A 12698-nucleotide genomic window follows, 5' to 3' on the forward strand; every position below is an offset into this window, starting at 1 on the left:
CGTCCCGTATGGTTGTTATACCGGCTCAAGCAGGTTCGGATCTGGGTATACGCACTTCATTTTCACCCCGGCAACCTCTTCAATTTCAGGTAACAGGAAGGAATCATCTTCGGTGGCAAAACTGATCGAGGTACCGGTTGAACCGGCCCGTCCGGTCCGGCCGATGCGGTGCACATAATCGTCCGCATCCTCAGGCAACGCGTAGTTAATCACATGACTGACGCCATCCACATGGATGCCACGCCCGGCAACATCGGTGGCCACCAGGATATTGATTTTACCGCTGCGAAAATCTTCCAGGGTTTTCACCCGCTTCTGCTGGGTAATCTCTCCCGACATCAACGAGGCCTTAAGACCATCTTTCTGCAGTCGCTCAGCCAGGCGCCGGGTTTCATCACGACGATTGCCAAACACGATCACCCGTTCAAGCTGATTAAGCTGCATAAAGTTACGCAGTAGTTTGTATTTATCCTTGCGCGACACCAGATACACCAGTTGCTCAACGGAGTCCGTACTTTTCTGTTCCGGGGCGATCTCGATCACCTTGGCATCGACAGTCCATTGGCGCGCGAGATTCATCACATCATCGGTGAAAGTCGCACTGTACAGCAGCGTCTGACGATCTCCCTTGCGCGGTGTATGACGAATAATCGTGCGAACATCGGGAATAAACCCCATACTCAGCATCCGGTCGGCCTCATCCAGCACCAGCACCTCGACATCCCCCAGATCAACGTCAGAGGAGCGCACAAAATCGATCAGACGTCCCGGAGTTGCCACCAGAATATCGACCGGGCGGGCAGCCAGCTGCTTACGCTGTCGGTCATAATCCATGCCACCCACCAGGGCGACCACGCCGATATTGGCATATTTCCCCAGCTCTTCTGCATCCGATGCGATCTGCAGCGCCAGCTCCCGGGTTGGCGCGATAATCAGCGCCCGGGGAACCCCCTTAGCCGGCTTATATTCGAGCGGATAGTCAAGCAGATCGGTGATTATGCTGATCAGGAAGGCAGCGGTTTTACCTGTGCCGGTCTGCGCTTTACCGATCATGTCCCGCCCTTCCAGCGATTCCACCAACGTGGCCGCCTGAATATCAGAACAGTATTTAAAATTAAGATCGGCAATAGCGTGCATCACATCGTCGGGCAGATCAAAATCATGGAAGCGTTTTTTCCCTTCCACCGGTTCCACTGCAAAATCTTCGCGCCGCCAGGGCTTAACGGGAGCAGCTTTTCGCGCTTTCGATTTAGTCGCTTTCGGCTTTACGCTGTCGGACGTTGCCGCTTTGGGACGCTCAGCTGAATCAGCACTGCGACCTGATCGCTCAGCGGCCTTGTTGCTTTTTACCGGTGTTGCCGCTGCCGTTTGCTTTACAGCAGGACTGGCAACCGATGACTGACTGTTTTGTGATGCGTTATCGTGTGAACGTTTAAATAGTTTCTTTAACAAAGTTATACCTTATCCGCGTGGGCGAACGGTTAGCTAATATTTCTTCGGAATGGTGGCAGCGAGTCCAGTAGCTGCCGGCCGTAACGCCGGGTTACCACCCGTCGGTCCAGTAGTACGATTCGTCCCCGGTCCTGCTCGGTGCGCAGCAGCCGTCCTGCGGCCTGAGTTAATCGTACCGATGCCATCGGCACCGACCATTCCATAAATGGATTGCCGCCATGCTGCTCAATCCACTCAGCCATGGTAGCGTCTACCGGATCATCCGGCACACTGAAAGGGATTTTGGTAATAATCACTTCGGTGAGGTAATCACCGGGAAGGTCTACCCCTTCAGTAAAAGAGGCGAGGCCGAAAATAATACTTCCGCGCCCCTCGTCAATTTCAGCCTTATGGCGCTTCAGTATCTCATTTTTACTGAAATCACCCTGCGACAGGACCCTATTGTTGAGCTTTTCGTCGAGACTGGCAAGCACTGATCTCATTTGCCGCCAGGAGCTGAACAACACCAGCGTACCGGAATCGGTCTTCAGTTCAGCATTAAGATAATCAGTGACCGCCTGAGTATGCAGTTCAACATCATTAGCTTCAACCTTCATGGGGGGAACATAAAGCTCGGCAGCATGATAATGGTCGAACGGACTGGGCAGAGTAAAGCAGGCAGTTTCTGCAGGTAACCCGAGATCAGCAAGCAGCCGGTCAAACCGTCCCAGGGCGGTCAGTGTCGCAGAGGTCACTACCGCCGCGTAACAGTGCTGCCAGAGATTCATCCGCAACATCTCGGCAGCGGACACCGGTGCGGTGCTGCACTCGAAATCATACCCCTGAGCCGTTTCCACCAGGCTTAGCCAGCGTGCTGTCGGCGAACTGTCCCCGGCATCCGGATGACCCATCGACCGTCCCAGGCCAGTAATGGTCTGCAGCCTGGCGACCATCATCCCGACACGGGGATACCAGATCTCTGCCGGCTGACGATCGATGCCCCCTTCGCCATCAAGGGACTCCTTGAGCAGGTCCAGAATCATCTCCATCTTTGTTGTCATCCGGGCAGCCAGGTGTTCAACCTGCAGACCAAACTGCCTGACCTCATCAGGCACAACTCCGCCGGTATAGCGAAACCGCTCTTTCGGCCGCTTGAAGGAATCATCCAGCAGAACGGGTCTGATCAGCTCAGCCCAGTTATTCAGTACCACCTGAAGGTCTTCTGCCGGTCTTCTCTGCTGCTGAACATAATCACTCAACAGCTGCGGCGTGCCGGTTTGCTCCAGCATTTTATCCAGCTGTTTGATGGTACTGGCAAGCCAGCGTTCGGTTGATTTCAATCGCAGGTTAAAGGAGAAATGGCCACTGGCCTTATCGGACAGGTGGTGTCCCTCATCAAAGATATAGATCGTTTCCGCGGGATCAGGCAAAATCGCCCCTCCCCCCAGCGCCAGATCGGCCAGCACGATATCATGATTAGCAATCACACATTCCGCCTGATCGAGATCTTTACGCGCTTTAAAAAAGCTACAGGCGGAGAAATTACTGCAGCGCCGATTGGTACACTGCAAATGATCGCTGGTCAGCGGGCTCCAATCCTGATCACTGATATCCTGGGTCAGGTTATCCCGGTCACCATCCCAGCGTCCTGCAGCAAACTCGTTGAGCAGACTCTTATAAAATTCGACCGTATCGGTGTCGAGTCTCAGCGACAACTCATCCTCATACAGCGCCTGCTGCCCCGTCGCGCCATGAGCGTCAAGATGCTGTTCTGCTTTACTGATACAGAAATAGCGTCCCCGTCCCTTGGCAAGCCCGAAACTGAATGATAATCCGGCATGCTCTGCAACTTCGGGGAGATCCTTATTCAGCAGCTGTTCCTGTAGCGCCACCGTCGCCGTCGAAAGAACCACCTTTTTGCCCCTGGCTTTAGCGATTGGCAGTACTGCCAGCAGGTAACCGATGGTTTTGCCGGTGCCGGTGCCCGCTTCGATGACGCTGACATGCTGCTCACCAAGGCGATGGGATTTCTCATCCTGAAGGATCGCCCCAAGCACCTTAGCCACTTCAGCAATCATCTGCTTCTGACCCATCCGTGGTTTAAGCTGACGACTCTCGAGAAACCGCCGGTACGCTCCCTGTATCTCTTTTTTTATCTCTTCTGAAAGCACCTGACCGCCCTAATACACTGTAACCACGCACATTCTAGCAATAATACTGGATAAATAGACAGAAAAATGTTTACAAACCCAAAATACTGTATATAGTTACAGCTACTGGATAAAAAAACAGAGTTCATCATGAAACTGACACAACGCCAAACAGATGTACTTGAATGCATAAAAAAATGCATCAGCACCACCGGATATCCGCCAACCCGTGCAGATATAGCAAAAGAGCTGGGGTTTAAGTCGGCTAACGCCGCAGAGGAACACCTCAAAGCGCTTGCCCGCAAGGGTGCGATTGAGATGATCCCCGGCACCTCCCGGGGTATACGGATTCCCGGCTTCGATGACGAACCGGGGCTGCCTGTGGTAGGTCAGGTTGCTGCCGGTGAACCTATACTGGCGCAGGAAAATGTCGAAGACCGCATAACCATCGCGTCGGACTTTTTCCACCCTCAGGCCGACTACCTGCTCAGGGTTCGTGGTACCAGTATGAAAAACATCGGCATTATGGATGGTGACCTGCTCGCAGTTCATCAGTGCCAGAGTGCTAAAAATGGCGAAATCGTGGTCGCCAGAATCGACAACGATGTCACCGTTAAACGCTTTAAACGCGAGGGTAACCTGGTTTACCTGATCGCAGAAAATGAAGAGTTCGAGCCTATTGTGGTCGACCTGCAAACGCAGGAACTCTCAATTGAAGGCCTCGGTGTCGGGGTTATCAGAAGAGGACATTAATCATGTTGCACGCAGTTAGCAGTTTCAACAGCTCAGAACCCGTTCTGCCAGGGCTTATCCGTCCGGCAACAGCACAACCGCATCAAACAGGCCTGGCCGGTAAAATTACCGAAATAGTCCTGCAAGGCAGTGATTTTGGGGAAATGACCATGCTACTGCCGCTGCTTGCACAATTGAGCAAGGATGACCGCTGGTTCGCCTGGATCGCTCCACCGGCAACCCTGCCAAAGAGCTTACTTGAAGCCGCTGGCATCGACCTCAAAAAGGTAATGTTATTGCAGCCGGACCAGAGTCACTCAACTTATCAGCTAGCCTGTCAGGCGCTTAAAGCCGGAACCTGCCATGCGGTGATCAGCTGGCCTGGCGTACTGAGCAATGATGAACTGGCAGGTCTGGAATGCGCTGCTGCAAACGGCAAGAGCCATGGCATTGTGATCCGTGATCGTCGCCTCAGCTGAGGCAACAGGTTCAACCAGTAAAATAAAAAAACAGCGCATTGCGCTGTTTTTTTATTTTACATTTGGCCCGATAAATCAGACAGGATTAATGAATCACTCTTGGCTGAGGATCCGCATCATCAGACTCTATCTCGCTGACTCCATTGTCAGCATCGATCGCTTTACCATTCAGATCTGAGATCATGTGGATGCCTGCCGTGAGCATCACCTTTGCCACATCGATGCACTCCTCTTCAAGCTGCTCTCTGACACTGTCGGAGAAGCTGATCCGCATAATGGGCTCATCATCAGAATCCGCCCGTCGCAGCGCTATCTGTCCGTCATCCAGCTCAATAATTTCCAAAAACATATCTGACATATTGTTCTCATTCCAGGCCGCACCCGGGTTTGAAAAAAACAGTGGTAATCGGCTCGCTACAAAGCCTTATCACAACCACTATACAGATTCAGAGCGCACGTTAATATTGATACCCCCTTATCTGTACAGAAAAAATTTCACCTGAACGGGTGTGGTTACCACTCCTGCATCCCGGCACGCAGCCGCTCTACCAGCATTTTAAACTGGTTAAACCAGCTCTGATATTCGCGCAGAATATCTGCATCTTCTGCATGATCCGGATTGATCTGCATCACATGTATCTCCGAAACACTCTCCGCCTGCCCCGCAGACTGATTATGCTCCTCAGCACGCCAGCAAGCCTTATACGCGGCCAGGAGATGGTGCAGCCAGCTATTGGTATCATCATGCAGCTGCTGCAGTTCGGCTACTTCCGGGGCTTCCAGCCCCTGCGCCTCCATCTGCTCGGTTAGCTGACTCAGTTTAGTGATCCGGTTCGCATCGAAACGGTACTGTTCAGCTATTTCGCGCAACAGCGAACTATAGGCAGAAACCATATGAAACAGCACCGACTCATTGTACGAATCGATCAGCGCATGCTTACTCCAGCCGGTTGATTCCTGAGCAACTTTAAGTGCATCCAGATGTATACGGGTAAAATTTAATTTCTGATTGGTACGGGTCAGGTACACACCGCTCATACGTTGTCTCCGTTCACTTCTTTGCTGCTTGCTTCTTCGCTTTGGCGGTCTCTGCAACCCATTTACCACCGGTATAAAATGCCCGCCATCCGGTCGCTTTGCCGTCTACTTCCGTCATAACATACTGCTCTTTTGTTTTCCGGCTGTAACGTACGATGGTGGGATTTCCCTCATCGTCAGCGACTGGTGCACTAAACAAAAAGCTATATTTCGGGTCGATCTCATTTTTGTGTGGCAACAGTTCGGCCACCTTAGGCGCACGGGTCTCCCGTTTGCGGGGAAACTGACTGGCAGCAAGAAACAGACCGGAGGCACCATCACGCAGAATGAAGGTGTCATCAACATTGTCGCACTGCAGCTCTGGCATGGGTACAGGATCCATTTTCGGCGGAGCCGCTTCACCATTTTTCAATAATTTACGCGTGTTTTTGCAAGTTTCACTGGTACAACCAAAGAACTTACCGAAACGCCCCGTTTTCAGCTGCATCTCTGAACCGCACTTATCACATTCCAGTACTGGCCCATCATAGCCTTTAATCTTAAAGCTACCTTTTTCCACTTCAAACCCAGGACAGTCCGGGTTGTTGCCACAGATATGCAACTTACGCTGCTCATCAATCAGGTAGCTATCCATCGCCGTATCACATATCTTACAACGATGCTTATTACGCAGAATCCGCGATTCCTCTTCATCGTCGCCGTCAACACTGACCACTTCATCGCCATGAATCAGGTTCATGGTGGTTTTGCAACGCTCCTTCGGCGGTAACGCATAGCCGGAGCAGCCCAGGAAAACCCCGGTGGTGCCGGTGCGGATCATCATCATCCGGCCACAGGAGGGACAGGGGATATCGGTTTCTGTCGGCGCATTCAGCCGCATACCCGAATCTGGATGCTGAGCCTGTAACAACCGGTTACTGAAACCTTCGTAAAACTGGTTCAACAGCATTTTCCAGTCGGCATTACCGGTGGCGATATCGTCCAGCGACTCCTCCATCCGTGCGGTAAAACCGAAATCCATCAGGTCGGTAAAGTTTTCTACCAGTCTCTCGGTGACGATATCACCCATTTTCTGGGCATAAAACCGGCGGTTCTGAACTTCAACATAGCCACGATCCTGAATCGTCGAGATAATCGAGGCATAGGTCGAGGGACGTCCAATGCCCCGCTTTTCCAGCTCTTTTACCAGGCTGGCTTCAGTGTAACGGGGGGCAGGCTTGGTAAAATGCTGTTTCGGATCCAGCTGTTGTAACTTCAGCAGATCCCCCTGCTGCACATCCGGCAAAATGATATCTTCATTTTTCCCCTGGCTGTTCATCACCCGGGTATAACCATCAAAGCGCAGAATCCGGCCTTTGGTTCGCAATTCAAAGTCACCCGCTGTCACAGTGATGCGGGTACTTGTGTAAAGTGCAGGTGTCATCTGACATGCCAGAAACTGGCGTCGGATCAGTTCATATAGCCGCTCAGCATCCCGCTCCATCCCGTTCAGTGCGGTCGCCTCAAGCGTGACATCGGATGGCCGAATCGCTTCGTGCGCCTCCTGAGCCCCCTCTTTGCTGCTGTAAGAGTTAGCCGTTTCCGGCAGATACTTACTGCCAAAGTTATCACTGATATAATCCCGACATGCAGCAACCGCCTCTGCACTGAGGTTGGTCGAATCGGTACGCATATAGGTGATATAACCCGCTTCATAGAGCCGCTGGGCCATCATCATAGTTTTCTTCACCCCAAACCCCAGCCGGGTGCTGGCCGCCTGCTGCAGGGTCGATGTGATAAAGGGGGCTGACGGACGGCTACTGGTAGGCCGGTCCTGACGATTTGTAACCCTGAACTGCTGCTGTTTCAGTTGTTCCAGGTGTGCATCGGTCTCTGCTGCGCTGACCGGACGGAAGCTCTGATTCTGAAACTTATCTACCTGCAGGCGCAGCGCTTCCTGCTTTTCAGACTCAACGTCGGCATGCAGCTCCCAGAACTCTTCAGGAATAAAACTGCGAATCTCTTTTTCTCGCTCGACCAGCAAGCGAACCGCAACCGACTGAACCCGTCCTGCGGACAGCCCCCGGGCAACTTTCTCCCACAGCAGCGGTGAAACCATGTAACCAACCACCCGATCAAGGAAGCGCCGGGCCTGCTGGGCATTGACCCGATTGAGATCCAGCTCACCGGGCTGCTTAAACGCTTCCTGAATCGCTTTCTTGGTTATCTCGTTAAATACCACTCGTTTGTAACGACCGTCTTCGCCGCCGATGGCTTCCCGCAGATGCCAGGCAATCGCCTCACCCTCGCGGTCCAAATCGGTTGCGAGATAGATAGTGTCTGCATCTTTTGCCAGTCGCCTTAACTCATCAACAACTTTTTCTTTACCCGGCAGAATTTCATAGCGGGCATCCCAGCCATGTTCGGGATCAACCCCCATACGGGCGATCAGCTGTTTTTTACTTTTCTCGGCTTTGTGCAGGAGCTTCTCTTCGGGAGACATTTTGCGGGTTAACGCGGCCTGACGAGCACGCTCTTTAGGGTCTGAGCCGGCCCCGTTACCCGAGCCACTGGTGGGCAGATCACGAATGTGGCCCACACTCGATTTAACCACAAACTGGTTACCCAGATACTTGTTTATGGTTTTCGCTTTGGCAGGTGACTCAACAATAACTAGGGACTTTCCCATATAAATACAATCCTTAAAGGACAAGGTGACAATACAAAACAGCGTGCATATATAAGGGCTGTAACCAGCAGGGTCAAGCTTCCGCCAAAAAAAACACGCAAATTGATCAACAATATTGGCTAATAAAGGTATGTTTCTGGTAGCTTAAATACAGTATGCTGCCGCCATTATGAGCCTGTTACTTAATTACAACTACCTGAGAATATGTTGCAAGACAACCTGATTTTTCTTTTTTCTTTGATCGGCATAGGATTTGTTGCGCTACTGGTTAATAATTTTTTTTCCACCAGAGAGCAGCAACAGGAATATCGTACAAAGCGATTGAGAGAGCTGAATAAGGCTTCTGGAGAAGCGCTGGAAACCCTTGCCATCCTCAGGGAGGCAAACTGCCGCTCTGAGATTATTGATGCATTAAGCGGCTACGTGGTCAGCATGATTGGAGAGATCTCCATGCTGGCTCCCGACTCTGATCTGCTGCAGGATATCAGCGCCCAGAAGGAGAGCACCGACCGCGTCAACCCGGCGCCCGGGGGCTTTAACAACGACCGGGCACTAAAAAAAGCCCAGATCCATATTCAGCATGCAGAAAAACTCTGTATTGAGATGGCCCAGGCAGGAAAACTCAGTGTTTCACGGGCAAAGCAGTTTCAGCATGACCTCTACTGGCTGCATGTGTCTGTCTTTGTCGATGCCCACATTCATCAGGGCAACTACTACCTACAACGGGATGATAAGTTACTGGCCATGTCCCACTACAAACATGCCAAAGCGATGATTGCACGGGCCAATGTACCGCAAAAACAGAAACAGGATTATATCGATACCATCAGAGACCTGCTTAACCAGGCACGCCCCAGCAGCGCCATGGCGGCGGGAAATCTGGCGGCATCACTTGCAGAGCTGACCGCTAAAGAGGGCAAAGAGGAGCAGGGCTAGGGCTTAAGCTGGCCGCAGAAAACGAAATCTGGGGACCACCGAACCATCGGTAACCGTCACATTTTCAGTGAACATCGATAACGGCCGCACCCATATATCCCGTTCGCCATAACAGGGCTGGTAAACCACCAGCCACTCCTCTGTCTCAGAATGTCTGGCAAGATGTAATACCTGATATTCCGCGCCCTTATAATGCTGATATAAACCGGGTTTAACTGTCATAAAACCTCCTCTGTCAGGTCAGAATTGCTGATCAATAAACGGCTGCAGTAAATCCTTTAACTGTTGCAAAGTATCTTCATCGCCCTTTTCGTCCCAGTACAGTGATATATGAACCGGAGTCGATTCAATCGACGAAACCCCCGCCGGTAGCTTATCGATTAGCTGATTAAGGAACACCAACTGCTGCTCATTAAGACTGCGCTCCCCTGTTCCCCAGCACCAGCCTTCGGGCAAGCCTTCATTTGCCACAGCGGTCTGACGGAAGATCTGCCATTCGGTAAAGTTTTCTCTGTGCTTTTTTTCCAGGTTATAACGGGGTAAGCGATAAGCAGTGGCGTTCAGTACCTCCGGCTTTACCTGCCCCGCTGCCCGGGGTGGTGTAACGCGTACTATCTGCACCTGAAATCCCTGACGGGAGGCCTGTTGTCTGAGTTTTGCCAAAAAACGCTGCCGGGGACTCGGCATAACCCACATCATCGACCCCAGTAATGACATCATAATCAAAACGATAATGGCCCACTTCATATTTGATCCTCAACAAACTCATTTGACCCTGGTCAGAATTAAAACCAGGAACTGTATGCTACTCTCTTAAATAGAAAGCAAAAGGAGATAACCCCATGTCCCTATATAAACATATACTAGTGGCGACCGACCTGTCTGAAGAGTCTGATCAGCTGATCGGCAAAGTAAAACAGCTGGCTGAATGCACCAGCGCAGAGCTGTCTCTGATCCACGTGATTGAGCCCCTGAGCTTCGCTTATGGCGGTGATGTGCCAATGGATCTGACAACTATTCAGGCGCAACTGGATGAGCATGCCCAGAGCAAAATGACCCGTTACTGCAAACAGCTGGATTATCAGGTTAAGCAGTGCCATGTGGTCTCAGGACACACCGAAACTGAGGTTCACCGGGTTGCAGAAGAACAGGGATGCGATCTGATTTTAGTCGGAAGCCATGGCCGCCATGGTCTGGCGCTGCTATTAGGCTCCACCGCGAACGGTATACTTCACGGTGCCAAGTGCGACGTACTGGCTATCCGGGTTAAAGCTAAGGAGTAGTATTTACTACTCCCATGCGCTAACGACTGACAGTTACAGCATCGCCTCTAATTCAACCCAGCGCTCCATGAGCTCTTCAAGCTGGGTTTCTTTACTCTGCAACTCAGCCAGCCTGGTGGATACCTGTTGGTGGTCTCCGGTGTAAAAATCCGGCGCACTGGTCTCCAGATGCAGTTGTTCAATCTCCCCTTCCAGCTGCTCTATCTGCCCGGGAAGGAGGTCCAGCTCCCGTTGTAGTTTGTAGCTGAGCTTTTTCTTTACCGGCGTACTGGCAACCGTCTGTTCGACCACCGTCTCAGGTCTGTTGTCAGCTTTGGATACAGGGGGAGCAACAGTCTCTGAGCGCTGTCGCAGCCAGTCTTCATATCCACCAACATACTCCTGAATCCGCCCTTCGCCCTCAAACACCAGGGTCGAAGTGACCACGTTATCCAGAAATGCACGGTCGTGGCTTACCAGCAACAGGGTGCCTTTGTATTCCAGCAGAATCTCCTCCAACAGTTCCAGCGTTTCAATATCCAGATCGTTGGTCGGCTCATCCAGCACCAGCAGATTTGATGGCTGACTGAACAGTTTCGCCAGCATCACCCGGTTACACTCACCACCAGACAGCGCTTTAACCGGGGTACGGGCCCGCTCAGGAGAGAACAGAAAATCACTCAGATAACTGATGATATGGCGAGATTTTCCATTGATGGTAATACTTTCCCGCCCTTCGGAAATGTTATCGATAATGGTTTTCTCAGGGTTCAACTTACCTCTCAGCTGATCAAAGTAGGCAATATTCAGGCTGGTACCCAGCTTAACCGTCCCCTGATCAGGCACCAACTGTCCCAGCAGCACCTTTAACAGGGTACTCTTACCAATACCGTTAGGCCCGATCAGGCCGATACGATCCCCCCGCTGGACAGAGAGCGTCAGATCGCTGATTACCGGCTCATTGTTGTAGTGATGGCTGACATGATCTACTTCGATAACGATCTTACCGGAACGATCCGCCTGCTCGACCTGAAACTTCGCTTTACCCTGTAGCTCACGCCGCTGTGAACGCTCTACACGCAGATCCTTCAGCGCTCTGACACGTCCCTCATTACGGGTCCTTCGCGCTTTTATGCCCTGACGAATCCACTTTTCTTCTTCAGCCAGACGCTTATCAAACAGCGCGTTATGACGTTCCTCCTCTTCCAGCAGCTTTTCTTTTTGCGTCAGATAGGCAGAATAATTGCCGGGGAAGGAGGTCAGATGACCACGATCAAGCTCAACAATACGGGTCGCCAGTCGTTCTACCAGCGAGCGGTCGTGGGAGATAAATAGCACACCCCCACGAAACTCCATAATCTGCTTTTCAAGCCACTCTATAGTTTCGATATCCAGGTGGTTGGTGGGCTCATCCAGCAGCAATATATCCGGCGACTGTACCAGAGCAGCCCCCAGCGCGGCCCGACGGCGCCAGCCTCCCGAAAGTGCAGACATCTGCTGCTCACCATCCAGCTCAAGACGTTCCAGAACCTGCTGAATCTTCTGTTCCAGATGCCAGCCATCGACCTGTTCAATCTGATGTTGCAACCGTTCCAGTTCGGCCATATCTGCATCGCTGTGGCTCATAGCCAGGGTTTGATAGCGATTCAGCAGATCTACGGTTTCAGCGCAACCTGAGGCAACCACATCGCTGACCCGGCGCTCATCAGCGGCTGGCAACATCTGAGACAACTCGGCAACACGGGCACCACCATCCTGCCAGATATCACCATCATCTGTTGGCTGATGCCGGGCCAGCACTTTCAGCAACGTTGATTTACCCGCGCCATTAATGCCCACCAGAGCAACCCGTTCACCTTTATCGAGTTGAAAGTCGATATGATCGAGTAGTTGTTTATCGCCAAACGCGACAGAGACCTTATCCAGTCTGATCAGAGCCATGCTTAAATCCACCAAAATCGTTGGCCGCATATTCTACAGAAAAACCTTAGCAGCGTGATAC

General features: G+C 51.8%; 12 protein-coding genes. 4 read left to right on the top strand and 8 right to left on the bottom strand.

Translation table 11 applies throughout. From position 1 onward, the window contains the following. Positions 1-15 precede the first annotated feature (15 nt). Together rhlB and dinG are read right to left on the bottom strand one after the other, a co-directional pair. Entirely contained in the window at positions 16-1194 is a 1179-nt protein-coding gene (rhlB, locus tag OCU43_RS12300) for an ATP-dependent RNA helicase RhlB (protein WP_376787869.1), read from the bottom strand. A 287-nt stretch (positions 1195-1481) separates the two neighbouring features. After that, positions 1482-3602 carry an ATP-dependent DNA helicase DinG gene (gene dinG / locus OCU43_RS12305; protein WP_091355548.1) on the bottom strand — a complete coding sequence of 707 codons (2121 nt, stop codon included), beginning with the start codon at positions 3600-3602 and terminating at the stop codon, positions 1482-1484. Positions 3603-3731: 129 nt separating this feature from the next. Between dinG and lexA the strand changes: the two genes are divergently transcribed. Further along, positions 3732-4334 carry a transcriptional repressor LexA gene (gene lexA, locus OCU43_RS12310; RefSeq protein ID WP_091355551.1) on the top strand — a complete coding sequence of 201 codons (603 nt, stop codon included), beginning with the start codon at positions 3732-3734 and terminating at the stop codon, positions 4332-4334. A 2-nt stretch (positions 4335-4336) separates the two neighbouring features. After that, a complete protein-coding gene (locus OCU43_RS12315; protein ID WP_091355552.1) occupies positions 4337-4792 on the top strand; it encodes a cell division inhibitor SulA in 456 nt (151 codons plus the stop codon). A gap of 85 nt (positions 4793-4877) precedes the next feature. Here the strand turns inward: OCU43_RS12315 and OCU43_RS12320 are convergent, their stop codons facing one another. The 3 genes from OCU43_RS12320 to topA form a co-directional block, all read right to left on the bottom strand. Further along, on the bottom strand, positions 4878-5150 hold the full coding sequence (locus OCU43_RS12320; protein ID WP_091355555.1) for a hypothetical protein: 273 nt from the start codon (positions 5148-5150) through the stop codon (positions 4878-4880). Positions 5151-5305: 155 nt separating this feature from the next. Next, complete coding sequence (locus OCU43_RS12325; RefSeq protein ID WP_091355558.1) at positions 5306-5830, bottom strand: DUF6586 family protein; 525 nt, start codon at positions 5828-5830, stop codon at positions 5306-5308. A 13-nt stretch (positions 5831-5843) separates the two neighbouring features. Beyond that, a complete protein-coding gene (gene topA, locus OCU43_RS12330; protein WP_091355560.1) occupies positions 5844-8498 on the bottom strand; it encodes a type I DNA topoisomerase in 2655 nt (884 codons plus the stop codon). A gap of 204 nt (positions 8499-8702) precedes the next feature. Between topA and OCU43_RS12335 the strand changes: the two genes are divergently transcribed. Continuing rightward, positions 8703-9434 carry a hypothetical protein gene (locus OCU43_RS12335; RefSeq protein WP_091355565.1) on the top strand — a complete coding sequence of 244 codons (732 nt, stop codon included), beginning with the start codon at positions 8703-8705 and terminating at the stop codon, positions 9432-9434. A gap of 3 nt (positions 9435-9437) precedes the next feature. On the opposite strand, the gene OCU43_RS12340 is transcribed toward OCU43_RS12335, so the two are convergent. Then, positions 9438-9656, bottom strand: coding sequence for a DUF1653 domain-containing protein (locus tag OCU43_RS12340; protein WP_091355568.1), 219 nt, complete (start codon positions 9654-9656; stop codon positions 9438-9440). 18 nt (positions 9657-9674) lie between these two features. Next, positions 9675-10181, bottom strand: a complete 507-nt coding sequence (locus OCU43_RS12345; RefSeq protein WP_091355570.1) for a hypothetical protein — start codon at positions 10179-10181, stop codon at positions 9675-9677. A gap of 95 nt (positions 10182-10276) precedes the next feature. On the opposite strand from OCU43_RS12345, the gene OCU43_RS12350 reads away from it, so the two are divergent. After that, a complete protein-coding gene (locus OCU43_RS12350) occupies positions 10277-10717 on the top strand; it encodes a universal stress protein (protein ID WP_091355572.1) in 441 nt (146 codons plus the stop codon). A 33-nt stretch (positions 10718-10750) separates the two neighbouring features. On the opposite strand, the gene OCU43_RS12355 is transcribed toward OCU43_RS12350, so the two are convergent. Next, entirely contained in the window at positions 10751-12637 is a 1887-nt protein-coding gene (locus tag OCU43_RS12355; protein WP_091355575.1) for an ATP-binding cassette domain-containing protein, read from the bottom strand. Positions 12638-12698 lie beyond the last annotated feature (61 nt).

It is taken from the genome of Amphritea atlantica (genome assembly GCF_024347255.1).
In the GTDB taxonomy this organism is placed as follows: Bacteria; Pseudomonadota; Gammaproteobacteria; order Pseudomonadales; family Balneatricaceae; genus Amphritea; species Amphritea atlantica.